Source organism: Spirabiliibacterium mucosae, from assembly GCF_014884965.1.
GTDB classification, from domain to species: Bacteria; Pseudomonadota; Gammaproteobacteria; order Enterobacterales; family Pasteurellaceae; genus Spirabiliibacterium; species Spirabiliibacterium mucosae.
In genome coordinates, this window is the sequence record NZ_JABTBO010000002.1 from 41565 (window position 1) to 63952 (window position 22388).

Genomic DNA, 22388 nt, shown 5'->3' on the forward strand with positions numbered 1-22388 from the left:
AATATTATGTCAGAACAAGAAAAACACGCCAATCCAACTGCTCAAGAGCCGCAAGACGAAACGCGCGAGAAAGCACAAGAAGCACCAGAGATGCAACACAGCCAAGCGCAAGACGATGAAAGTGCGGTGCTCGAGCAAGAAGCCGACGCCCTTGAAGAGGCGATTGCCCGCGTGCAAGAGCTTGAAGAGGCGCTTAAAGCTCAGCAAGACGATGTGAAAAAACAATTGCAAGACCTCCAACTGCGCAACCAAGCCGAGCTGCAAAACGTACGCCGCCGCGCCGAGCAAGATGTGGAAAAAGCGCATAATTTTGCCTTGGAAAAATTTTCAAAAGAACTGCTTGAGGTGATAGACAACCTTGAGCGCGCCATCGCCTCCAAACCCGCCGACATTGATGAAGGCAGCAAAGCGATGTTCGACGGCGTGGAACTGACCTACAAATCTCTGATTTCCACCGTCAATAAATTTGGCATAAGTGCGGTCGGCGATGTGGGCGAAGCGTTCAACCCTGATCTCCACCAAGCTATCGCAATGAACCCAACCGACGGCTTTGAGAGCAACCAAATCACGCAAGTTTTGCAAAAAGGTTACCTCCTCAACGGCCGCGTCATCCGCCCTGCTATGGTCATGGTGGCCGCGTAATTTCACGCTGAACCATATAAAAGCTGAGCCTCTCGCTCAGCTTTTTTGTTGCCCAACCGCACTTTGTCTATTAGGCGTTGTCTTTGATCACAGGGCGGGGCTCGTGGGCTTGTTCCATCAGTTGGCACAGGCGTTCACGCAGTTGTGCTTTTACCTCGCGGTAGTCAGGGTCGGCGACAACGTTGGTGAGTTCATACGGATCTTTGTCGAGATCATATAAAAAATCATCGCAATACACATCACTGCCGCCTTGGGCGCCGCCGTGTACTTTAGGCGCGTAAACGCTGTAGAGGTATTTCTCGGTGCGGATGCAGCGGCCAATGCGGCTTTCACTGATTTGCGCAAAGATTTCGTTTTTTCGATCACGATTGCGGTGTTCAACCACGTCGTGCAAGTTTTCGCCGATCATCTTATCGCCCACGTCAATGCCCGCCATGGCGAGGAAGGTTTTCGGCAAGCTGGCGGTGCTGACCAACTCTTTAATGCGCAGCCCGCCTTGGTAGCCTGGGCCTGCGATGATCAACGGCACATGCAGTGCGCTGGAGTGGCAGCTGCGTTTGTAGTCGTCATAGCCGTTTAAGTGTTCATCTTTATTGCGCGTCATAAAATGCGAGCCGTGGTCGGAGGCATAAATGATGATGGTGTTGTCAAACAGGCCCTTTTCTTTGAGTTTGTCGATTACGCGGCCTAAGTTGTCATCCAAGCTGCGGCAGCATCCGAGGTAATCTGGGTACATTTCATCGGCATTGCCACGCAGCACTTTGAGATCGTGCGGCAGTTGGTAGTGCTCAAAGCGAGTTTTCGAGCCCTCTGGGCCTTCGTAGGTGTGGTGGTCGTTTTGATGGTGCGGCTCAATGTGCGAAATCGTCATGAAAAACGGTTTTTCGTTATCGTATTGATCCAAAAACTCAAGGGCAAAATCGGTGATGCAATCCACGCGGTAGCCTTTGAATTCGCATTTATTCATATTTTCATCAAACACATAGCCGTCGTAGCCGTGGGAGGTAAATTCCAACACGTCAGCCGCGCGCCAAAAGCCTTTGTAGCCTCCGCGGCGCTCTGGCGGCACGGCGGTGATGGTGTAATCAATCGTTGGCGTGGCTTCAAGCTCGCCGTCACTGGCTAAATGCCATTTGCCGATGTAGGCTGTTTCATAGCCGTTTTCAGTGAAATAATCCGCCAGTGTTTTGGTGTCCAACGGCAAGGCGATGTTGTTGCGAAAGCAGCCTGTTTGCGTTGGCCACAACCCACTTTGGAACACTGAGCGACACGGGCCACACACTGGCTGCGGTGAGTAGGCCTCTTCAAACAGCACGCCTTGGCGGGCGAGTGCGTCTAAGTGCGGTGTCACGTCCAGCGGCTGGCCGTAGGCGCCGATGGTGTCCCAGCGTTGTTGATCAGAAAAATAGAACAAAATATTTGGTCGAGCCATAACTCCCCCTTAATGGCGTGCTTTTTTTGCTTTTTTATAGTTGTTATAAATCAGCATACAAAGCACCAAAACTAACAAAATGAAAAACGCCAGTGCGTACGGCCGGGTGACGAAAATATCCCAATTGCCGTCTGAAATCATCAACGAGCGGCGGAAGTTTTTCTCCGTAATTGAGCCGAGCACCAAGCCGAGCAAGACAGGAATGGCTGAAAAGCCGAGCTTGCTCATCACATACGACACCACGCCGAAGGTGATCGCCGTGCCTAAATCAAACATCGAATTTTTGATGGAATAGGCACCGGCAAAGCAGAACACGGCGATGATCGGCACCAAAATTTGGCTTGGCACTTTCACCACTTTAGCAAACATACGGGTTAAATATTTGCCTTGCAGCAGCATAAAGAGATTAACGAAAATCAACCCGATCATAATGGCATAAACCGTGGTGCCGTGGTTTTGGAATAAGTTTGGCCCAGGTGTAAGCCCGTTGATCATCAACGCGCCAAGCATGATCGCCACCGCGCCATCCCCTGGGATGCCAAGCGTTAAGAGTGGGATCAAGGTTGCCCCCGTCACGGCGTTGTTGGCGGATTCCGCTGCGGCAATGCCCTCAATTGAGCCTTTGCCAAACTCTTCTGGCTTTTTGGAAACTTTTTGCGCCACATCGTAGCTTAAAAACGACGCCATCGACGCCCCTGTGCCCGGGATGATGCCGATAATCGAGCCAATGATGGAGGAGAACGTCAACGGTTTGGACATTCTGCCCCACTCTTTTTTGGTCAAGCGTTCGTTTTCAAATTCAATTTTTTGGTTCACTTTATTGGGCTTGTCTTTTGCCAGCAAGTGGCCTTTGTTGATGATTTCCACCAGCGCGAACAAGCCGATGAGCACAATCACCAAATCAAACCCGCCGTAGAGGTAGATATTATCAAAAGCAAAGCGCATGGTGCCGCCGCTGATGAGATCTTGCCCCACGGTGGCTAAAAAGAGCCCCAAACAGCCTGAAATAATCCCTTTGAGCAGGCTCTCGCCACTGACACCGGCGATGATGGTCAAGCCAAAGGCGCAAATCAAAAAGTACTCCGGCGAGCCCATTTTCAGTGCCACTTTGGCTACCTCTGGGGCTAAAAACAGCAGCACCAAGGCGCTGAAGGTGCCGCCGATAAAGGAGGCATAAAGTGCGATGTTCAACGCTTTTTGTGAATGCCCTGCTTGCGAGAGCGGGTTGCCGTCCATCATGGTGGCGGTGGCGTGCGGGGTGCCTGGGGTGCGGATCAAAATTGCTGAAATTGAGCCGCCGTAACTGCCCGCGCAATAGATGCCAAGCAGGAACATAAAAGAGTCAATCGCGCCGAGATTGTAGGTGATGGGCAGCAGCAAGACTAAGCACAGCATCACCGTCAGGCCCGGCACCGCGCCGAAAATAATGCCTAAAAACAGCCCCAAATTGATGTATAAAAAGCTGCTTAATGAGAAAAAAGCATCAAATCCATTGACAAAATGATCCCACATACTCACTCCTTACGGCAATTTGACGTGCAAAATATGCTCGAAAACAACGCTCACCAAAATCACCGTGGTGCACACAATGGCGTAATATTTCCAGTTGCGACAGCGCGAGAGCGCCAAAAAGGCAATCACAAAAATCAGTGACGCGGCCAAAAATGGCAGCACTTTGAGCATCCCCCAGTAGGCAATTAACAGCGCGATCAAAATCACAGAGCGGAGCTCTTCGCTTAAGTCAAACACCACCACTTTGACAGGCTTTTTTTGCACCAGCAGGAGGATTTCTTTGGCGACTAAAATGACACTGCAAAGCCACATCAAGCCCACGATGATGCGCGGGAAGGTTTGGGAATTGATGGCCTCTGCCGTGTCTTTTAGCACAATTTGAGACGGGATAAGCCACCACAGCAGTGACGAAAACATCAAGAAAACAAGTCCACCCACCAAATTTTGTTTTATCTCAATTTTCATAGCTTACCCCATTGATTGAATCTTATTTGACTAACTCAGCGTATTTTTTCGCTTTCGCCATGGTTGATTCAATGTAGTTTTTCACCCAAGCGCCGTCTTGGATATCAATGCGCACGCCGATGTTTTTCGCGATACCTTGGAATTTTTCATTTTCCATGATGTTTTTCAGTGCGGTGTAGGCTTTTTGCACATTGGCTTCATCGGTGCCCGCACGCATAAACACGGCACAGATGTTGGTCATCCAGGTATCAAAGCCGTGCTCGGTCACACTTGAAAGATCATACACATCATCTTTGAGCGGTTTGTCGTCAAAGGCCACAACTGGGTTGACGCTGCCGGCTTTGACAAACTCTTTCGCCAGTGAGGCGTGGGTGGTGGCAAAGTCCACTTCGCCTGACACCACGGCAGTCAAGGCTTCATTGGCGCCTTCATACGGGATGATTTTGAATTTGCCGCCCATGGCGTCAATCAACGCGGCGGATTGCAAAGCTTCAGAGGAGTTGGTGCCGTTGGCGGCGATTTTCACCACCTTGCCTTCCTTAACGTATTTTTCCAAATCAGCAAAGTTTTTGATGTTTAATTTCGGGTTGGAGATAAACACAAAAGTGGATGAATACACGTTGATCACTGGCACAAATTGATCAAATTTGTAGCTGATTTTCATGGTCAATGGCGCAATGGCAAAGCTGCCTTCCCCGCCGAAGATCATTTTGTCGGAGTTTGGTTTTTCTTTCACATATTCTGTCAGCGCCACCGCACCACCTGAGCCGAGAATATTGGTGGCGAGCAACGGCTGGCCAAACTCGGCTTTGCCGAACTCTGTCATCGCGCGTGCAACTTGGTCAGCCAAGCCACCCACCGCCCAAGGGGTGATGATGGTCACAGGCCCCGTTGGCCAATTGTCAGCTTTGGCGCTCGCTTGAGCGGAAAACAGCGACACACCCAACACACTGGCCAAGCTTAAAGTTAAGAGTTTTTTCCATGGTTTCATAGGTTGCTCCTTTTCATGCACTAGAGTTGCTGATAACGAATCTCAGCATTAGGTTATAAGAGATCTTGGCTCTTACTCTATGATGATTGTCATATTGTGTAAGTGAGAGGGATCACACTTTGAGCAAAAACAACAATTTTGTTACAAAAACCAAAGTGCGGTCACAAAACCGCACTTTGTCTTTTTTCAGGCAGGGTTATTTGAAGGTGATGATCTCACTTTTTTCAAGCTCAATCATGCTTTTCGCAGGCTCGGTTTGCGCGATAATCTTACCATGGCGAATGGAATAGCGCGTTGGCACCTGCCGGCGCAGGGCGTCAAAGCCGTTTTCTGCAGGCAGCAGCACAAAGTTGGCGCTGTTGCCCTCATTAATGCCGTAATCACGCAAATTGAGTGCTTTGGCGCTGTTTTCTGTCACCAGCGCCAGGCTGTCGTTGAGTTGTTGATAGCCCATCAGTTGGCAAATATGCAGCCCGATGTGCAGCACTTGCAGCATATTCGCGGTGCCGAGTGGGTACCACGGGTCGAACACATCATCATGGCCAAAGCACACATTAATGCCCGCTTTGAGCATCTCTTTCACACGCGTGACACCGCGGCGTTTAGGGTAGCTGTCAAAGCGGCCTTGCAGGTGAATGTTCACCAGCGGGTTGGCGACAAAATGAATTTTGGAAAGCTTCAACAAGCGGAACAAGCGCGAGGCGTAAGCATTGTTGTATGAGTGCATCGCGGTGGTGTGGCTGGCGGTGACACGCTCGCCCATATCAAATTTCAGCGCCAAGGCGGCCACGGTTTCCACAAAGCGGGATTGCTCGTCGTCGATTTCATCACAGTGAATGTCCACCAGCGCATCAAAGCGCCGCGCGATGTCAAAGGCAATGTGCATGGACTCCACGCCATATTCCCGCGTGAACTCAAAGTGCGGTATGCCGCCCACCACATCCGCGCCCAAAGCCATCGCCTTTTCTAACAGCTGCGCTCCGTTAGGATAAGACAAAATCCCCTCTTGCGGAAAGGCCACAATTTGCAAGTCAACCCACGGGGCGATCTCCTTTTTCACTTCCAGCATGGCGTGAAGTGCGGTCAGCGTTGGGTCGGAGACATCCACATGGGTGCGCACATGCTGAATGCCGTTGGCGATTTGCCATTTCAGCGTCTTCCACGCACGCGCTTTCACATCCTCCACGCTGAGCTGCGCTTTGCGCTCCGCCCAGCGCTCAATTCCCTCAAACAGCGTGCCTGATTGGTTCCACTTCGGCTGCCCTGCTGTTTGCGTGGCGTCTAAGTGAATGTGCGGCTCTACAAACGGCGGGTAGGCAATCAGCCCGCGGGCGTCAATGTCGCCGCGCTCGGTGTTGGCCGCAGGCGTAATGCGGGCAAATTGCCCCTGTTCAATGGCGATATCCCACTCGCCTTCACGCCCGGCAATGCGGGCATTGGTCACTAACATACTCTCTCCTTAGGCAAATTGTTTGCGCAAAACAGGGTTAAGCAGCAAATAGGCAACCGCACCGCTGACCACCGCATTGAGCGGCACAATGCCCGGCAAAAAGTGGCCACACATCACGCCCACCCCCACGGCGATGATCGCCGCCCAGTTAATGTTGACAAAATGCGCGGTTGAAAAATCGGCATAGGCTTTGCGACGGGTTAAATAATCGGCGATCAAAATCCCGCCAATTGGTGGGATCGCCGCGGAAAGAAACGTCAGCCAGCCGACAAAATTATTATACAGCCACAGCGCGCACAGTGTCCCGACAATGCCGTTGAGCACCGACAATATGCGACTGCTCACCCCTGTGATGTTGGCAAAGCCAAGGCCGGAGGCATAAAGGGCGTTGTCGTTGGTCGTCCAAATGTTTAAGCCAAGCACAATAATTGCCGGCAGCAGCAAGCCTTGTGCCACCATCACATCGGAAATGTCCGCCACGCCTTTAACCGCCGCGCCTGCTGCGCCAAAAATAAACATCAACGAATTGCCCAAGAAAAACGCAATCATGGTGATCAACACCGCGTATTTTGCGCGCTTGCCAAAGCGGACAAAATCCGCCGTCAAGGTGCCCGCGCTGATAAACGAGCCGACCACCAACGTGATCGCCATCGGCAGGCTCATCACTTGTTGCGGCACAATGGCCTCCAACACGCTTAAGCCGCCGACGTCGCTAATCGCTAAATAGACGGAATAACCCCCCCAAGATCGCAATCGCCGGCACCGCCACCACGGAAAGTGCGGTCAGCGCCGAGATGCCGAAAAACACGGTGATGGTCATCAACCCACCGGAGAGCAAAATCAAGGTGTTGACATCAATGCCTGTGAATTTATTGACCGGAATGGCAAACATCGCCACGCCCACACCAAACCAGCCCACCTGCGTGCCACCGAGCAGTGCAGACGGCAGCCACGAGCCACGCACCCCAAACGAATAACGGGCTAACATATGTGTTGTTAAGCCCGTTTTCGCACCAATGTATCCTAAAAATGAGGTGTAAACCCCCAGCATTAAATTGCCGAGTAACACCGCGATGAAAAAATCATCAAACGCCAGCGACGTCCCCAGCGTCCCACCTGTCCACATGCTGGCGGAGAAAAACGTCAACCCCAGCATCACAAACGTCAACGCCACCACACCCTTGCGTTCAGAGCGCGGCACCACCTGCAAACTGTAATTATCACTTGCCATAACTCACCTCTTGTAAAAATCGCATGAATTATAGGCGCATTTTGCACAAAAATAAACCGATCGAAATCACAAATCGGTGTTTAAATACAAAGTGCGGTCAAACCGCACTTTTCAGTTTAGGCCGGGATGACAAGGTCGCTTGGGTAGCAGCCGAGGACTTTGAGGTATTGGCACACGGCGTTGAGCTCACGCAGGGCTTGTTGGGTGCTGTCGTTGTGGATGTTGGCGATGATTTCGAGATAAAACATCTCCTCCCACGGTTTGCCGTAAATCGGGCGGGATTCGAGCTTGGTCATTTGGATGCCGTGATTTTTGAACACCAGCAGGGCGTCAACCAAGGCGCCGGCTTTTTGGGTGGTGCTCATCAGCAGCAAGGTTTTGCTTTGCACCTGCGGTGACACATTGACCGCACTTTTGCTGATGATGATAAAGCGCGTGATGTTGTTTGGCTGGTTGGCGATGTGGTCATGCAACACGTTGAGGCCATAAAGCGCACCCCCTTCGGCGTTGCCTAGGGCGGCAATGTTCGGTTTGTTGAGCTGCGCCACCAGCTGCATGGCGTGCGAGCTGCTTTCGCAATAATGGGTTTTGACGTTGTCCAGCGCGCGGATAAAATGACTGCATTGCGCCAGCACTTGCGGGTGGCTATAAAGCGTGTCGATAACTGAAAGTGCGGTCGGTTGGCTGACCAGCACGCAGTGTTTGATAGGATACGCCAGCTCGCCAACGATAGCCAGCTCCGTGTGTTGCAGCAGGTCATAAACCTCATTAATTGCGCCCGAGGTGGTGTTTTCCAGCGGCAGCACGCCCACGTCGGCCTCGCCTGAATTGACTTTGTCGAAAATTTCACTAAAGCTGTCGCAGCTGAGTTCCGCCAGCTGCTTTTGCACGCGTTTGGCATAGCGCCGCGCCGCAAGGTTGGAATACGAGCCACGCACGCCCAAAAAGGCGACTTTGACCGCACTTTGGGCTGCTGCGTTGAGTTTGTTTTGCAAATAGGCCTGTTGGGTGAGCACGGAGTCTTCAATCACGCGTTGAAACATGGCGATGATGTAATCGCTATCCAGCCCCAAATTGTGTTCGTTGGCATAATCCACCAAATCTTTGAGCAGCTGCTGCTCGCGGTTGATGTCGCGCAGGGGCTTTTGGGTTTCTTCTTTGCTTTTCACCACATCAAACGCCAGCTGATGGCGCTGGCTTAAAATGTCTAGCAATTGGCGGTCCAGCGCGGTGATTTGCTGGCGAATTTCAGATAATGGCTTTGTCATAACGCTCCTCACTTTCACGTCATTGTAGCAAGGATTGCGCCGTTTGTGGTATGAAATTTATGCTTATAACCGCACTTTGGCGTTACGATAAACAAGATTACGCTCACGTTTACCCACCGCAATCACTTTGATCACAATGCGCTCGTCAATCACCTGATAAACCAAACGAAAGCCCGATGCGCGTAGCTTTATCTTGAAGCAGTCCTTCAAGCCGTGCAGTCTAGCGCTCGGCACTTTTGGGTTTTCAGCCCGCTGGCGTAACTTTTCAACAAATTGCTTTCGAATGCTTAAATCTAACTTCCGAAACTCCTTTTCCGCCGAGGGGATAAACTCAATGGTGTAACTCATTTGAGTAAATCTTCCAAATCAACGGGATAACTCACCTCGCCTGCGCGGGCTTGCACAATCTTGGCCAGTTCTGCGTCTTCGGCCAGTTCAAGCAAGTAGGCGTAGGCCTGTGGTGAAAGGCAGTAGAACGCAGGTTCATTGTGGTTCAAAATCGCCAGTGGCTGGCCTTTGGTGGCTTTGATCACCGCCATGGGGTGTTTTTGAACTCGGTGATGCTGGCAACCGTATCGGTTAAAATCACATTTGGCATAAAATCCTCTCTTTATTTTGGGTTAATTTTAGCCTGAAAAACCGCACTTTGGCAATCTTTCAGCATAAAAAAAGCCAGCGTGAGCTGGCTTTTTGTTGTGCATTGCGTTCTATTAGAAGAATACGCGTAAACCTGCACCGTATTTGTTTTCGTGGTCTTTGTCGCCGTTGTCTTTGATAGTTTGAGCGCGGCCAAATTCCAAGAAAGTTACTACGTTTTTGTGAAGTTTGTAGTCAACACCTGCAACGTATGAGTTCAAACGTGGCTCATCAGTTGTTTTTCACGCATCCATTGACCGTAGATAGTTGAAGTGTCAGCGATGGTGTATTTGGCACCTACTAAGATGTAAGTAGTTTTAGTGTCATCACCTTTGTTTTGCTTAAACCGTAGTTACCAGCCAATGCTGCAGGGCCGAATTCGAATTCAGCAGCTGCACGCCAGTTGATGCGAGTGTCACCAGCGTTGTTTTTGTCTTGACCGTAGCCTGCGGCTAAGTTCAAGTTAACATCGTTGTAGAACGGAGTGGTGTAGAATACTGCTGCACCGTAGCCGTTTTTGTCATCATCAGCTTTCGCTTTGCCAGCTGCGATGTTTTCGTTGTTGTATTTGTTAGCGTTACCGAAGATGTAATCTAAACCGAAGCTGAAGCCGTTGTAGTCAGCTGAACGGAATTTAACTGATTTGTTAGCTTCGTCAGTCAGGTTGTTGTTGCCACCCCAAACGTAAGTGTAGTCACCCAATTGAACATCGTCGCCGTTGGTTGCTTGTTTACCGAAGCTTAAAGCACCCACGCCTTCTTGAGCAAGACCAGCGAATAAACGTTTAGTTGATGGGTTACCGAAAGTGTCACCTTCAGTTTTGTCTTTGTCAAAACGGATTTGAGCTTGACCGAATGCGCTCAAGCCGTTGCCCAATTGTTGTTGAGCGTTTAAGATTAAACGTGAACCGTTGTTTTTGAGATCACCACGTTGGTTGCCTTCACGGGCAAGAAGAAGACGAAGTGAACCTTTAACTTCTACTTTAGAACCATCGTTGTCATAAACAACTGCTGCGTTTGCAGAGGTTGCAGCGACTGCTGCTACTGCTAAAGCTACTAATGTTTTTTTCATAATAGTCTGCCTTTTTACTTAAGTTAAGGTTGGTTTATTTACGATGCTAGTGCATAAATAAACTATTAATTTGAACTTTTTGCCAAGCAAAATGTCCAACGGTTATAAATTCGAGTTCATACTGACAGAAAGGCCTTGCAGTGTCAAGCCTCACGCCATTTTTGCACTATATTTAACTCACCAAAAATCAAATAGTTAACAAAAACAACTATTCACTCGCGCAATTTTTATCACATTTTTCTTTCATTTTGTGAACTAAATCGCTTTTTTGCAACACAATGAAACCGCACTTGGCATAAAAAAGGCCGGTCGCCCAGCCTTTTTCAATATGTTCCTTATATTAGAAAATATAACGGAAGCCTGTGAAGTATTTGTTTTGGTAGTCTGAGCCGACTTTTTTGGTGTTTCTGTCGCGCGCAAACTCGATGTAGGTCCCAAAGTTTTTGTTCAACCAGTGGTCAACACCGACAACATAGCCTTTGGATTTTTCTTCACGTTTTTCCAATTTCAATTGGGCAAACACGCTGGTCATGTCGGTGATGTTGTATTTAGCCGCGATAAAGTGACGAGTTTCTTTGTCTTTAGTCACGCCCAATTCTTTCGCGCGGATTTCACCGTAGTTATAAGCCAACGCAAATGGGCCTTGCGCCAATTCAGCCGCCGCACGCCAGGCTTTTTTGTAGTCTGAGTTTTCATAGCGGTCGTGAGTTAAACCAGCACGCACACGCAATTTAGTCGCTTCAGCCAGTTTACCGTCGTAGTAAGCTGCCACACCATAGCCGTTTTTCAGCACGCGGCCTTCCGCATTTTTATCTGGTGTGCCGAAGATGTAGTCTGCACCCACACGGAAGCCTGAGAAATCAGCGGATTTGAAGTGGATGCCTTTTTTGGCGCTGGAGGTCAATGGGTTGCTGCCGCCAGAGCTACTTAATTGGTAGTCACCGAGCATGATGGCATCACCATTGGTTGGCAAGCGGCCGAAGTATAAACGACCGATGTCTTTTTGCTCAAAACCAGCATAAAGTTGGTCAGTGGTTGGGTTGCCGAAAGTGGAGCCAGTGGAGTCTTTGTCGTCTTTGCCGTTGAAGGTTAAACGATATTTACCCACTGCTGAGAAGCCATTGCCCAAATCTTGGTTGGCCATCACTTCCAAACGGTTGCCGCGGTCGTAAAGGTCGGTGCGAGAGTTGCCAATGCGTTGCAATTGCATACGGAATTGGCCGTTAACTTGCACTTTGGTGCCGTCTTGGTTGTAAACTACAGCAGCATTGGCGCTGGTGGCCGCCATGGCAGCAACAGCGAGAGCAACAAGAGTTTTTTTCATGATGTCTGTCCTTTTACTAAAGTGAATACTCAAATTGAAATGAAATGCGTTGTGCGCTAGTACACAATTGCGTGAAAATAAACTTGAAATAGCAGTTCATTTTCTTGTTGGTGTGGAATATGACAGTTTGCGCAAGGTGTGTCAAGGTTTCGCCCCGTGACTATTTAGATGTTTCATTAATGTTAAATCATTTAATTTCAATTGGTTATCAAAATCACTCGTTCAGTCAACCGCACTTTGGCCTCCGCCATCGCCTTTAGTGCGGCTAACACATAGCGCGACCGCACTTTCGTTTTTATTATGTTATTGAAAATAAAACAAATAAAAGTGCGGTTTTGGCTTTCGAATTTGGGGGCGAAATCTTGTTTTATTTTTTGTGACGTAGATCCAATTTTGAGAAAAAACTTTTATTTTGCTGAACTTTTTGCCTTTTGGCCTGCTTGATGATGTGTGCTACACTGCGCGCAAAAGGGGGGGGGGAGGATGAACACACAGCTTGAGAATTTGGCGCGCGCCATTGCGCACTTTGATGCCCACAAGGCGAAAACGCTGCCGGCGTTTTTCAGCCCTGTGCTCTTCCCCGCCGACCCGCACACCGTGGCCGAGGCGCAAGCGCAAATGGCGCAAACTCTCACCGCCCTGCGCCACGCCACCAGCGCGCAGGCGGCTGAATTTTTAGCCGAGCAATTCACCGGCCAATACCGCGCACTGGCCGCCGCCGTGCAACCTGCGCCTGCAACCACGCCGCCAAAAGTCCACAGCACGCCGCGCGCGCAAGTCGCCAGCTTGCCACCACGCGAGCGGCTGGATTTGTATTACACCTATCTTGCGCGGCTCAAAGCCAAGCTCGAGGCGCAGCAAATCGCCAAGGCCGAGGGGCAAAGTGCGGTGCGCGATGAGCACATCGCCCACACCCAAGGGCGCATCACCCGCTGCCAAGCGGCCATTGAACAGTTAGAGGACTATTTAGCGTTTGTCAAACGCCGAGAAGACGGGAAAAGTGCGGTTTGACCGCACTTTTGAATAGCGTTTTCTAAGGGTATTTTTTCTTTGATAATAAGATGGTGATAATATACAACTCATCTTTACGGACTTGATAAACGACGCGGTACTTTCCACCACGAGGAAAAAGCTCTCTTGTGTTAGGAACCGCGCCCTGCGCCCCCATTTCGGGCTGAGTTAAAGCTAAAAGTATTGACGAGTAAATATCGTCAAGCACTTTCTCCGCACTAATAGAACCGACATAATCAGAGATAGATCGATATATTTGGACTAAATCACCAGCCGCTGTGGTCGATATCGTGACTTTCATCTAAGCAATCTTCTGCTTAAGGTTTTCATCCTCCAAAGCAGCCTGTCTTGCTTTGTTGACAGCTTCTTCCCAAGTCATAGTGCGGTTTTCTTCAATATCTTTTAGACCCGCTTCAACTTTTTTGATTAAATACGCTTTATATTCTTGATCCATAACAAATACCTCGCTGCTAATAAGTTCATTCTATCACAAAATGCCACAAAATGCGCAAAATGCGCTGCGAGATTATTAATTTATGATCTTCACACAGCGGCAACCTAGGCTGCCACTGGGATTGCAGAGTTTATGCCTTTTTGGCTTTTTGGGCTTTTTGCTCTTGGGTTTTGTCTTTCACCACGGTGGTGGCGGCGTTGCGTTTGACGGAGGCAATGCCTTTTTTCGCCACGGCTTGGCTGCTGTAATATTGGCTGCGGCCAATTTCTTGGTGATTTTTCGCTTTCAAGACAAAATACGGCTTATCGTTTTTCGCCACGCGGATTTCATAAAGCGCGTCAGTGGCGCCATTTTTTTGCACCGAGGCGATGCCGTTTTCTGCCGCGGCGCGTGTTTTGTACATTTCACTGGTCAAAATCACTTGGCTGTTGGCCGCTTTCAAATTAAAACAAATTGGCCGTTTTTGGCTAATTTCAGTTCATACCACCCTTGTGCCATAAAAGTCTCCTTGGTTGTGTTGCCCGTGATGGGGTTTATCACTGCACAGAATAGTTTCTTTTGGGAATTTTTCAATCACTTTGTGCAAAAAATGTGCTGCGCGCCACAAAATTGAGTTGCTCTGCGGCCCATTCTTGCCTATTATTCGCCTTTTTATCAGCAGGAAACTCCCATGGCGCAAACCCATATCGCCGGCAAAGATGCCAGCCTTGAACACAGCATTGCCCAATTCACGCAAAAATTGGCCGATTTAGGCATTGAATTAGAGCACTTGAACGCTCTCAACCCTGTGCCGAACGTGTATTCGATCCATATTCGCGACAAGCACTGCCCGCTTTGCTTCACCAACGGCAAAGGCGCGAGCGAAAAGGCCGCGCTGGCCTCGGCGCTGGGGGAGTATTTTGAGCGGCTTTCCAGCAACTATTTTTTCGCCGATTTTTATTTGGGCCAACGCATCGCCGCGGGGGATTTTGTCCACTACCCGAGTGAAAAATGGTTCCCGTTTGCAGGCGATGTGATGCCGCAAGGGCTGCTTGATGAGGCATTGTGGGATTATTTCGACCCCGAGGGTGAGCTCGCCCCCAGCGATTTGGTGGATTTGCAATCGGGCAATGCTGAGCGTGGCATTGTGGCGCTGCCTTATAAGCGCGTGCGCGACGGGCAGGTGATTTACTTCCCGCAAAGCATTATCGCCAATTTGTATGTCTCGAATGGGATGTCGGCCGGCAACAGCGAGAATGAGGCGCGAGTGCAGGCGCTTTCAGAGGTGTTTGAGCGCTTTGTGAAAAACAAGATCATCAGTGAGTGCATCTCGCTGCCCGAAATCCCAAGTGCGGTGCGCGCGCGTTACCCGCACATTGAGCAGGCGATTGCCACCCTTGAGGCGGAGGGCTTCCCGATTTATGCCTTTGATGCCTCGCTCGGCGGGCAGTTCCCGGTGATTTGCGTGGTGCTGCTCAATCCCGCCAATGGCACCTGCTTTGCCTCTTTTGGCGCGCACCCGAACTTTGCCGTGGCGCTGGAGCGCACGGTGACAGAGCTGCTGCAAGGGCGCAGTTTGAAAGATTTGGATGTGTTCTCGCCGCCGTCGTTTGCGGATGACGACGTGGCCGAGCACGCCAATTTGGAAACGCATTTTATCGACTCCAGCGGCTTAATCTCGTGGGATTTGTTCAAGCAAGAGAGCGATTTTGACTTTGTCGATTGGGATTTCTCCGGCACCACCGCGCAGGAGTTTGACAACTTGATGGCGATTTTCACCGCACTTGAGCAAGACGTGTACATTATGGATTACACCCACTTGGGCGTGTATGCCTGCCGCATCATTGTGCCAGGGATGTCGGACATCTACCCTGTCGATGATTTGCTTTATGCCAACAATAACATGGGCATGGAATGGCGTGCGCCGATTTTAGCCCTGCCAAACTTTGACCAGCAACCGCACGTTTATCAAAAAATGCTGCTTGCACTCGACGAGCAAGGGATTGATGACTACACCCGCGTGCGGGAGTTTTTAGGCATTGCGGTGGAAAAAACCAGCGCATGGCACACCCTGCGCATCGGCGAGCTAAAAGCGATGCTGGCACTGGCCGCCGGGGAGCTTGAAACCGCACTTGACTGGGCACAATGGACGCTGGAAAGCAGCGAGTCGGTGCTCAGCCCTGAGCGGATTCGTTATTACCACTGCTTGGTGCAATCCCTCGAGTTGGCCCTTGATGACACGCGCGAACGCGAGCAATATCAGCGCGCCTTCACCGCACTTTTCGGTGACGAGATCGTGCGCGCGTGCTGGCAAGCAATCGACGTTGGCAACCCGTTCTATGGCCTCAATGCTGCCGACGAAACTCTTACCCCATTCGCCCCCCACCAAGCGCTGCTCGCCGTTTACGACAAACTGCAGCAAGCGAAAAGGGAAAGTGCGGTGTGAGGGGAAAGCGCCACACTGGCGCTTTGTTACTGCCATTGAATCGACACAACCTTTTTGCTCTTGCCTTTCAACTTCTGGGCATACACCAAAATCAATGCTCGCGCATCGTTCTTTGCTTGATTGTGTGTGTATGCGTGTGTATAATCAAAACTGATTAAGGCAAGGAGGAAGCATGCACTCACGTGACTTAATCAAGGAGCTTAAACGTGCTGGTTGCACGCTTGTTCGGCAAGGCAAGGGTGATCACCAAATTTGGTACTCACCCATTACCGGGAAGCACTTTCCTGTGCCGCACCCGAAGCAAGATCTCGCAATCGGCACCTTAAGATCCATCAAAAAATCGGCAGGGCTTTTATAGCTCTGCCGAGCCTCGAACAAGGAGTAATTATGTTAATGACGATCGGCATTGAAACCCCACAAAATGACCATGAGGCCTATGGCATTGCGGTGCCTGTGCTGTTCACCGAGCGCTACGCCTGCCTAAGTGCTGCCGACACGCTTGAAGAGATTCCAACTCAAGCGCTTGATGCGATTCATTCTATTTTGGAAATGATGGTTGAATGTGGTGAGGATATCACCGCGCTTAAGGACAAAGGCTATCGCTATTACCAATCACAAGAAGAATTCAACCACTGCGACACCTGGCTATTGCTGGATGTGGACTTGAGCGCTTATCAAGGCAAGCGCCAGCGGATTAATATCAGCTTGCCAGAATATTTAATCCAACGTATCGACAGCCGCGTGGCAAGCAATCCAGTGTATAAAGATCGCAGCCATTTTATCGCTGTAGCGACACAAAAAGAGCTGCACCTTTAATCCAAAGTGCGGTCAGTATACGTTTTCAACGGCGATGATGTAATCTGTCCAGTCGCGGACGTGGCGCTCGTGTACGCCGTTTTGGATGGCGATGCCGGCTTGTTTGACGCTCTCAGGAGAGCCAGAAATCAGCGGGTGCCAAGGGAAAAGCGGCTTGCCCTCGGCACGCAGGCGGTAGGCGCAAGTGGCGGGCAGCCAGGCAAATTCGCTTAAGTTGTCGCGCGTGAGTTTGGTGCATTCGCGCTCGAGTGCAAAGCGCTCGGCATAGTTGCTGCACTGGCAGGTGGCAAGATCTAGCTGGTTGCAGGCGATGCGCGTGAAATAGAGCTTTTCATGAATGCCGTAGCCGTCGATCATTTTATGAAAGCAGCACAAGCCACAGCCGTCGCACAGCTGCTCCCATTCTTCCTCACTCAGTTGCGCGAGGGGTTTGTCTTGCCAAAATGCCATAACTTAGCCAAAGTGCGGTTGACCGCACTTTGTTAAAAGCCTGCGCTCTCTTTGAGGCTGACGGTGAGGTTGAACACCAAATGCTCTGGGCTGGAGTCTTTGCTATCGGCGCAGAAATAGCCCTCACGCTCAAACTGATAGGCTTGCTCGGCTTGGGCGTTGCCTAAGCTTTGCTCCACCACACCGTGGGCAATGCGTAGGGAATCTGGGTTGAGGACAGATTCAATATCCTCCGCCGCCCCTGGGTTTGGCACGTTGAATAGGCGATCATAAAGACGGAACTCAGCGCGGTGGTGGGTGTTGGCGTCCACCCAGTGAATCACGCCTTTCACTTTGCGCCCGTCACTTGGGTTTTTGCCCAGTGTGTCAGGGTCATAAGTGCAGAAAATGGTGGTGATGTTGCCCTCGGCGTCTTTTTCAACGCGCTCAGCTTTGATCACATAGGCATTGCGCAACCGCACTTCTTTGCCTAGCACCAAGCGTTTGTATTTTTTGTTCGCCTCTTCGCGGAAGTCAGCGCGGTCGATATAAATCTCGCGGCTAAACGGCAGTTGGCGCTCGCCGAGCTCTGGGCGATTTGGGTGATTTGGCGCGGTGAGGGTTTCAGCCTCGCCGTTGAAGTTTTCAATCACCACTTTCACCGGGTCAATCACTGCCATCGCGCGCGGCGCGTTGACGTTAAGGTCATCACGAATGCAAGATTCTAACGCAGAATATTCCACCACGTTGTCTTGCTTGGTCACGCCAATGCGTTTACAAAACTCACGCAGGGAGGCTGGCGTATAGCCACGGCGGCGCAGGCCGGAGATGGTTGGCATGCGAGGGTCATTCCAGCCGTCGACAATGCCGTTTTGCACCAAATAGAGCAGCTTGCGTTTGGAGGTGAGCGTGCCTTCCAAATTCAAGCGGGAAAATTCATACTGATGCGGCAGTGGGCGCTCAATTGAGATGTTCTCCAGCACCCAGTCATAAAGGCGGCGGTTGTCTTGAAACTCCAGCGTACACAGCGAGTGAGAGATGCGCTCAATGGCATCAGAAATGCAGTGAGTGAAGTCATACATCGGGTAGATGCACCACTTATCCCCTGTTTGGTGATGGCTGGCGAATTTGATGCGATATAAAACGGGGTCACGCATCACCATAAATGGGCTGGCCATGTCGATTTTGGCGCGCAGGCAGGCTTTGCCTTCGGCAAACTCGCCGTTGCGCATTTTTTCAAACAAGGCCAAGTTTTCTTCCACGCTGCGGTCGCGATACGGGCTGTTTTTGCCAGGCTCGGTCAGTGTGCCACGGTATTCGCGGATTTCATCGGGTGAAAGCTCATCAACATAGGCCAGGCCCTTTTCAATCAACTCAATGGCATAGCCGTGGAGTTGGTCGAAATAGTCCGAGGCGTAGCGCACATCACCGGCCCAGTGAAAGCCGAGCCATTCGACATCTTGCTTGATGGAATCCACATACTCCACATCCTCTTTCACTGGGTTGGTGTCGTCAAAGCGCAAATTGCACAGGCCTTGGTAGTCCTGCGCGATGCCAAAGTTCAAGCAAATCGATTTGGCATGGCCAATGTGCAAGTAGCCATTCGGCTCCGGCGGGAAGCGGGTGTGAATCTCCTGGACTTTACCCTCGGCGAGATCGTCGTCGATAATATGTCGGATAAAGTTGCTTGGGCGGGCTGATTCCGCCACGTCGTCGTGATGTTCGCTCATAACAATCCTTGAAACATAAAAATAAGGTTAAGGATCGCATTTTACACAGTTTTAGGCAAGAACAAAACTCACCTTGCGCGCATCGGGCGTTGGGCTTGCGAATTTTGACGATTTTTTGCTGAGATAATCGCCACAACTAAGTACAATAGACAAAAATTTCATACAAGAGGTAGTATGCGCGCAATTTTTCGACGTTGGATGTTAGGCTTGGGGCTTGTTTTGCTCATTGTGCTGGGCGCGCTGCTCTATTGGCAGCACAACGCCACCAATGATGAGGTCGAATACACCACTCAAGCGGTGGGCCTGCGTGATATTCACAAAAGTGTGCTGGCCACTGGCACCGTGCGCAGCCAATCACGGGTGGAAGTGGGCGCGCAAGTCACCGGCCAGCTGACCGCACTTTATGTTACGCTTGGGCAATTTGTACACAAAGGCGATGTGATTGCTGAAATTGATGCCACCACGCAGCAAAATGCCGTCAATACCGCTCAAGCGCGCTTAAGTGCGCTCAACGCACAATTGCGCGCGGCCAACACCACCCTTAGCGTGGCGGAGAAAAACCGCCAGCGTCAAACCCAGCTGTTAAGCCAGCGCGCCAGCAGCCAAACCAGCCTTGAAAGCGCGCAAACGGCGCTGGCACAGGCTAAAGCGCAGGTCAGCACGCTCGAATCCGACATCAAGCAAGCCACCATTGCGCTGGCCACCGCACAGACGGATTTGGGCTACACCCGCATCACCGCGCCGATGAGTGGCACGGTGGTGTCTATCCCTGTCACGGTGGGGCAAACGCTCAACGCGCGACAAAATACGCCGACCGTGGTGCAAATTGCTGACTTGGAGAAGATGTTGATCAAAGCTGAGGTGGCCGAAGGCGACATTGCACTCGTCAAAGCTGGCCAACGGGTGCGCTTCACCACTTTAGCCGAGCCACACAAAACCCTTGAAGGCGTGATTGACTCCGTTGACCCCGCACTGACCACGCTGACGGACGGCGAATATAAAACCAGCGCCGGCAGCAGCTCGGCAGTTTATTTTTATGCCAATATTTTAGTCCCGAACCCTGACTGCACTTTGCGCATTGGCATGACCACGCAAACGGAAATTATCGTGGCTGAAAGTCAACAGCGCCTTGCTATCCCCAACATCGCGATTGAGCGGCAAGGCGACAAAGCGCAAGTGCAAGTGCTAATTGACGGGAAACCGCAAGTGCGGTCGGTGCGCTTAGGCCTCAGTGACGGCATTTATACCGAGGTGCTCGAAGGCGTGCAGCAAGGGGAGAAGGTCATCACCAACACCGTGCGCCAAAGCGAGGGGCAAAACGGCGCGCGGCTGCGCATGCCAAGGCTGTGAGGTGCGCGATGATTGAACTGCGCAATGTCTCAAAATTCGCAGGCTCTGGGGAAGCCCGCAGCGCGATTTTAAACAACATCAATCTCACGATTAACAAAGGCGAATTTGTCGCGATTGTCGGCGCTTCGGGCTCGGGCAAATCGACTTTGATGAATCTATTGGGCTGCTTGGATGTGGCCGATGAGGGGCAGTATTTCATTCATGGCCACGATTGCAGTGAGTTTGATCGCGACCAGCTCGCCGCGCTGCGTGAGCGCACCTTTGGCTTTATCTTCCAGCGTTATAATTTGATTGCCTGCCTTAATGCGCTCGATAACGTTGCCCTGCCGGCGCTTTATGCCGGCCAGCCAAAGGCGGAGCGCACTTTGCGTGCCAGCGCGCTTTTAAGCGATTTAGGTTTGAGCGATAAAACCACACACTACCCCAACCAGCTCTCTGGCGGGCAGCAACAGCGTGTCAGCATCGCGCGTGCGCTGATGAACGGCGGCGAGGTGATTTTGGCTGATGAACCCACCGGCGCCTTGGACTCCCACAGTGGGCAGGCGGTGATGGCGATTGTGGCGCATAAGTTACGCTCGCTTTTAACCATGCTTGGGATTATCATCGGCATAGCTTCGGTGATTTGCGTGGTGGCGCTCGGCAACGGCTCGCAGCAAAAAATCATGTCAGAAATCAGCGCACTGGGCACCAACACGCTGGATATTTTCAATGGCAGCGGCTTTGGCGACAGGCGGGCGAATCGAGTGAAAAACCTCACGGTGGCCGACGCCGAGCTGCTCGCACGCCAAGCCGAGATTGCCAGCACCTCGCCCAATAGCACCTTAAACGGCTCGCTGCTTTATGCCAACCAATCCCGCAGTGTGCAAGCGCGCGGCGTGGGCGCGGCCTATTTTGACGTGCGCGGCATCACTTTGTTGCAAGGGCGGCTGTTTAGCCCCGATGAGGTCACGCAAATGGTCTCGGTGGTGGTGCTTGACGCACTGACTGCCAGCACAGTGTTTGGCGAGCGCTCGCCGCTTGGGCAGGTGGTGATGCTCAACAAAATCCCGCTGCAAGTCATCGGCGTGGCGCAGGCGCCAAAACTTGGCAACAGCGCAGGCAATTTGACGCTGTGGCTACCCTATTCCACCTTGATGCGCAAAATCACCGGCGAGCGGCACATCAATTCCATCACGGTGAAAATGCAAAGTGCGGTCAGCTCGCAGGTGGTGGAGCAAAACATCACCCGCTTGCTCAGCGCGCGCCACGGCAAAAAAGCTTTTTTATTTTCAACAGCGATAGCATCAAGCAAACCATCGCCAACACCTCCAGCACCATGACGCTGCTAATTTCTTCCATTGCGGTGATTTCACTCATTGTCGGCGGCATTGGCGTGATGAACATTATGCTCGTTTCTGTCACTGAGCGCACGCGCGAGATCGGCATCAAAATGGCCATTGGCGCCCGTGCGCGTGCGATTTTGCAGCAATTTTTGATTGAGGCGATGGTGCTGTGTTTTATCGGCGGGGCGCTTGGGGTGATCGCAGCTCTGGTGTTTGCGCAGGTGTTCAACGCGCTCAGCACGCAATTTACGATGCTGCTCACGCCGTAGCCGGTGGTGGTGGCGCTGGCTTGCGCCTGTGTGATTGGGTTGTTGTTTGGCTATTTGCCGGCGCGCAACGCCGCGCGGCTTAATCCGATTAAGGCACTCTCTCAAGAATAGGTGCTGCGCCTTTAAGGGGAGGAATATGGCTATGAAACCATAGCCATACGCGCAATCAATCTTGATTGATTGGGACAATTTTGGTGGCGTGTGAGCCTTTGTCGCCATGAATGGCCTCAAACTCCACTTTTTGCCCTGCTTTTAATGAGCGATATCCTTCCATTTCAATCACGGAATAATGCACAAAAATATCCTCGTCGTGGCCTTCTTCTGCAATAAAACCGAAGCCTTTTGCATTATTAAACCATTTCACTGTTCCGATTGGCATAATCGACCTCTCTCTATAAATAAACATGTGCCCTTGCGGGCTTATACAAGGATTGTCTTAAGCTATGCTATTGATGACCTTACCTTTATCTCTATTTTTGATTAAAAAGTGTAAATCTACAATTACAAGATGAGCAAAATAAGAAGCGGATCACAAAATAAATACATTTTTGTGACATTTG

General features: G+C 51.0%; 22 protein-coding genes and 3 pseudogenes. 7 read left to right on the top strand and 18 right to left on the bottom strand.

Annotated features, from left to right (window positions below):
• Nucleotides 1-6: 6 nt before the first annotated feature.
• Entirely contained in the window at nt 7-642 is a 636-nt protein-coding gene (grpE, locus tag HPC37_RS01030; RefSeq protein ID WP_208121401.1) for a nucleotide exchange factor GrpE, read from the top strand.
• 70 nt (nt 643-712) lie between these two features.
• Here grpE and HPC37_RS01035 read toward each other — a convergent pair whose 3' ends face one another.
• The 12 genes and pseudogenes from HPC37_RS01035 to HPC37_RS01090 all read right to left on the bottom strand — a co-directional run bounded on the left by HPC37_RS01035 (nt 713) and on the right by HPC37_RS01090 (nt 12022).
• A complete protein-coding gene (locus tag HPC37_RS01035; RefSeq protein WP_208121402.1) occupies nt 713-2074 on the bottom strand; it encodes a sulfatase family protein in 1362 nt (453 codons plus the stop codon).
• Between the two features lie 9 nt (nt 2075-2083).
• A complete protein-coding gene (locus HPC37_RS01040) occupies nt 2084-3586 on the bottom strand; it encodes a tripartite tricarboxylate transporter permease (protein WP_208121403.1) in 1503 nt (500 codons plus the stop codon).
• A gap of 9 nt (nt 3587-3595) precedes the next feature.
• A complete protein-coding gene (locus tag HPC37_RS01045; RefSeq protein ID WP_208121404.1) occupies nt 3596-4051 on the bottom strand; it encodes a tripartite tricarboxylate transporter TctB family protein in 456 nt (151 codons plus the stop codon).
• 22 nt (nt 4052-4073) lie between these two features.
• Entirely contained in the window at nt 4074-5042 is a 969-nt protein-coding gene (locus tag HPC37_RS01050) for a tripartite tricarboxylate transporter substrate binding protein (RefSeq protein ID WP_208121405.1), read from the bottom strand.
• A 196-nt stretch (nt 5043-5238) separates the two neighbouring features.
• Nucleotides 5239-6492: a cytosine deaminase gene (locus HPC37_RS01055; RefSeq protein ID WP_208121406.1), complete on the bottom strand. Its 1254-nt coding sequence runs from the start codon at nt 6490-6492 to the stop codon at nt 5239-5241.
• Nucleotides 6493-6501: 9 nt separating this feature from the next.
• Nucleotides 6502-7723: pseudogene (gene codB / locus HPC37_RS11140) on the bottom strand (cytosine permease).
• 116 nt (nt 7724-7839) lie between these two features.
• Nucleotides 7840-8991 carry a chorismate mutase gene (locus HPC37_RS01065; RefSeq protein WP_208121407.1) on the bottom strand — a complete coding sequence of 384 codons (1152 nt, stop codon included), beginning with the start codon at nt 8989-8991 and terminating at the stop codon, nt 7840-7842.
• Between the two features lie 63 nt (nt 8992-9054).
• Nucleotides 9055-9339 carry a type II toxin-antitoxin system RelE family toxin gene (locus HPC37_RS01070; RefSeq protein ID WP_208121408.1) on the bottom strand — a complete coding sequence of 95 codons (285 nt, stop codon included), beginning with the start codon at nt 9337-9339 and terminating at the stop codon, nt 9055-9057.
• Entirely contained in the window at nt 9336-9530 is a 195-nt protein-coding gene (locus HPC37_RS01075; protein ID WP_235961240.1) for a plasmid stabilization protein, read from the bottom strand. The genes HPC37_RS01070 and HPC37_RS01075 overlap by 4 nt, the downstream gene beginning before the upstream one ends.
• 171 nt (nt 9531-9701) lie before the next feature.
• The gene (locus HPC37_RS01080) at nt 9702-9848 is read right to left on the bottom strand and encodes a hypothetical protein (RefSeq protein WP_208121409.1); all 147 of its coding nucleotides are present in this window, start codon (nt 9846-9848) and stop codon (nt 9702-9704) included.
• 79 nt (nt 9849-9927) lie between these two features.
• Complete coding sequence (locus tag HPC37_RS01085; protein WP_208121410.1) at nt 9928-10698, bottom strand: porin; 771 nt, start codon at nt 10696-10698, stop codon at nt 9928-9930.
• Between the two features lie 340 nt (nt 10699-11038).
• Nucleotides 11039-12022, bottom strand: coding sequence for a porin (locus HPC37_RS01090; RefSeq protein WP_208121411.1), 984 nt, complete (start codon nt 12020-12022; stop codon nt 11039-11041).
• 483 nt (nt 12023-12505) lie between these two features.
• Here HPC37_RS01090 and priC point away from each other — a divergent pair, with 483 nt between their 5' ends.
• Nucleotides 12506-13033, top strand: coding sequence for a primosomal replication protein PriC (priC, locus tag HPC37_RS01095; protein WP_208121412.1), 528 nt, complete (start codon nt 12506-12508; stop codon nt 13031-13033).
• A gap of 22 nt (nt 13034-13055) precedes the next feature.
• Here priC and HPC37_RS01100 read toward each other — a convergent pair whose 3' ends face one another.
• The 3 genes and pseudogenes from HPC37_RS01100 to HPC37_RS01110 form a co-directional block, all read right to left on the bottom strand.
• Nucleotides 13056-13334 carry a type II toxin-antitoxin system RelE/ParE family toxin gene (locus tag HPC37_RS01100; protein WP_208121413.1) on the bottom strand — a complete coding sequence of 93 codons (279 nt, stop codon included), beginning with the start codon at nt 13332-13334 and terminating at the stop codon, nt 13056-13058.
• Nucleotides 13335-13487: a hypothetical protein gene (locus HPC37_RS01105; RefSeq protein ID WP_208121414.1), complete on the bottom strand. Its 153-nt coding sequence runs from the start codon at nt 13485-13487 to the stop codon at nt 13335-13337.
• 130 nt (nt 13488-13617) lie between these two features.
• Nucleotides 13618-13985 (bottom strand): annotated as a pseudogene (locus HPC37_RS01110) (YegP family protein).
• Nucleotides 13986-14157: 172 nt separating this feature from the next.
• Here HPC37_RS01110 and ycaO point away from each other — a divergent pair.
• The 3 genes from ycaO to HPC37_RS01125 all read left to right on the top strand — a co-directional run bounded on the left by ycaO (nt 14158) and on the right by HPC37_RS01125 (nt 16728).
• Nucleotides 14158-15912 carry a 30S ribosomal protein S12 methylthiotransferase accessory factor YcaO gene (gene ycaO / locus HPC37_RS01115; protein WP_208121415.1) on the top strand — a complete coding sequence of 585 codons (1755 nt, stop codon included), beginning with the start codon at nt 14158-14160 and terminating at the stop codon, nt 15910-15912.
• Nucleotides 15913-16084: 172 nt separating this feature from the next.
• Nucleotides 16085-16270, top strand: a complete 186-nt coding sequence (locus HPC37_RS01120) for a type II toxin-antitoxin system HicA family toxin (protein ID WP_208121416.1) — start codon at nt 16085-16087, stop codon at nt 16268-16270.
• A 29-nt stretch (nt 16271-16299) separates the two neighbouring features.
• Nucleotides 16300-16728, top strand: coding sequence for a type II toxin-antitoxin system HicB family antitoxin (locus tag HPC37_RS01125; protein WP_208121417.1), 429 nt, complete (start codon nt 16300-16302; stop codon nt 16726-16728).
• Between the two features lie 12 nt (nt 16729-16740).
• Here the strand turns inward: HPC37_RS01125 and HPC37_RS01130 are convergent, their stop codons facing one another.
• Both HPC37_RS01130 and glnS read right to left on the bottom strand, forming a co-directional pair.
• Nucleotides 16741-17178, bottom strand: a complete 438-nt coding sequence (locus tag HPC37_RS01130) for a YcgN family cysteine cluster protein (protein ID WP_208121418.1) — start codon at nt 17176-17178, stop codon at nt 16741-16743.
• A gap of 32 nt (nt 17179-17210) precedes the next feature.
• On the bottom strand, nt 17211-18887 hold the full coding sequence (gene glnS, locus HPC37_RS01135) for a glutamine--tRNA ligase (RefSeq protein ID WP_208121419.1): 1677 nt from the start codon (nt 18885-18887) through the stop codon (nt 17211-17213).
• Nucleotides 18888-19061: 174 nt separating this feature from the next.
• Between glnS and HPC37_RS01140 the strand changes: the two genes are divergently transcribed.
• Nucleotides 19062-20237, top strand: a complete 1176-nt coding sequence (locus HPC37_RS01140) for an efflux RND transporter periplasmic adaptor subunit (RefSeq protein WP_208121420.1) — start codon at nt 19062-19064, stop codon at nt 20235-20237.
• 8 nt (nt 20238-20245) lie between these two features.
• Nucleotides 20246-21939: pseudogene (locus tag HPC37_RS01145) on the top strand (ABC transporter permease).
• A gap of 55 nt (nt 21940-21994) precedes the next feature.
• Here HPC37_RS01145 and cspD read toward each other — a convergent pair.
• Nucleotides 21995-22207 carry a cold shock domain-containing protein CspD gene (gene cspD, locus HPC37_RS01150; RefSeq protein ID WP_208121421.1) on the bottom strand — a complete coding sequence of 71 codons (213 nt, stop codon included), beginning with the start codon at nt 22205-22207 and terminating at the stop codon, nt 21995-21997.
• Nucleotides 22208-22388 lie beyond the last annotated feature (181 nt).

Excerpts from the sequence above, each read along its gene's own strand:
- HPC37_RS01035 (WP_208121402.1), bottom strand. The coding sequence starts at position 2,074 with ATGGCTCGACCAAATATTTTGTTCTATTTTTCTGATCAACAACGCTGG.
- glnS (WP_208121419.1), bottom strand. The coding sequence starts at position 18,887 with ATGAGCGAACATCACGACGACGTGGCGGAATCAGCCCGCCCAAGCAAC.
- HPC37_RS01085 (WP_208121410.1), bottom strand. The coding sequence starts at position 10,698 with ATGAAAAAAACATTAGTAGCTTTAGCAGTAGCAGCAGTCGCTGCAACC.
- HPC37_RS01040 (WP_208121403.1), bottom strand. The coding sequence starts at position 3,586 with ATGTGGGATCATTTTGTCAATGGATTTGATGCTTTTTTCTCATTAAGC.
- HPC37_RS01065 (WP_208121407.1), bottom strand. The coding sequence starts at position 8,991 with ATGACAAAGCCATTATCTGAAATTCGCCAGCAAATCACCGCGCTGGAC.
- HPC37_RS01075 (WP_235961240.1), bottom strand. The coding sequence starts at position 9,530 with ATGGCGGTGATCAAAGCCACCAAAGGCCAGCCACTGGCGATTTTGAAC.
- HPC37_RS01125 (WP_208121417.1), top strand. The coding sequence starts at position 16,300 with ATGTTAATGACGATCGGCATTGAAACCCCACAAAATGACCATGAGGCC.
- HPC37_RS01050 (WP_208121405.1), bottom strand. The coding sequence starts at position 5,042 with ATGAAACCATGGAAAAAACTCTTAACTTTAAGCTTGGCCAGTGTGTTG.
- HPC37_RS01070 (WP_208121408.1), bottom strand. The coding sequence starts at position 9,339 with ATGAGTTACACCATTGAGTTTATCCCCTCGGCGGAAAAGGAGTTTCGG.
- HPC37_RS01100 (WP_208121413.1), bottom strand. The coding sequence starts at position 13,334 with ATGAAAGTCACGATATCGACCACAGCGGCTGGTGATTTAGTCCAAATA.
- HPC37_RS01130 (WP_208121418.1), bottom strand. The coding sequence starts at position 17,178 with ATGGCATTTTGGCAAGACAAACCCCTCGCGCAACTGAGTGAGGAAGAA.
- HPC37_RS01120 (WP_208121416.1), top strand. The coding sequence starts at position 16,085 with ATGCACTCACGTGACTTAATCAAGGAGCTTAAACGTGCTGGTTGCACG.
- HPC37_RS01055 (WP_208121406.1), bottom strand. The coding sequence starts at position 6,492 with ATGTTAGTGACCAATGCCCGCATTGCCGGGCGTGAAGGCGAGTGGGAT.
- priC (WP_208121412.1), top strand. The coding sequence starts at position 12,506 with ATGAACACACAGCTTGAGAATTTGGCGCGCGCCATTGCGCACTTTGAT.
- HPC37_RS01140 (WP_208121420.1), top strand. The coding sequence starts at position 19,062 with ATGCGCGCAATTTTTCGACGTTGGATGTTAGGCTTGGGGCTTGTTTTG.
- ycaO (WP_208121415.1), top strand. The coding sequence starts at position 14,158 with ATGGCGCAAACCCATATCGCCGGCAAAGATGCCAGCCTTGAACACAGC.
- HPC37_RS01105 (WP_208121414.1), bottom strand. The coding sequence starts at position 13,487 with ATGGATCAAGAATATAAAGCGTATTTAATCAAAAAAGTTGAAGCGGGT.
- HPC37_RS01090 (WP_208121411.1), bottom strand. The coding sequence starts at position 12,022 with ATGAAAAAAACTCTTGTTGCTCTCGCTGTTGCTGCCATGGCGGCCACC.
- cspD (WP_208121421.1), bottom strand. The coding sequence starts at position 22,207 with ATGCCAATCGGAACAGTGAAATGGTTTAATAATGCAAAAGGCTTCGGT.
- grpE (WP_208121401.1), top strand. The coding sequence starts at position 7 with ATGTCAGAACAAGAAAAACACGCCAATCCAACTGCTCAAGAGCCGCAA.
- HPC37_RS01045 (WP_208121404.1), bottom strand. The coding sequence starts at position 4,051 with ATGAAAATTGAGATAAAACAAAATTTGGTGGGTGGACTTGTTTTCTTG.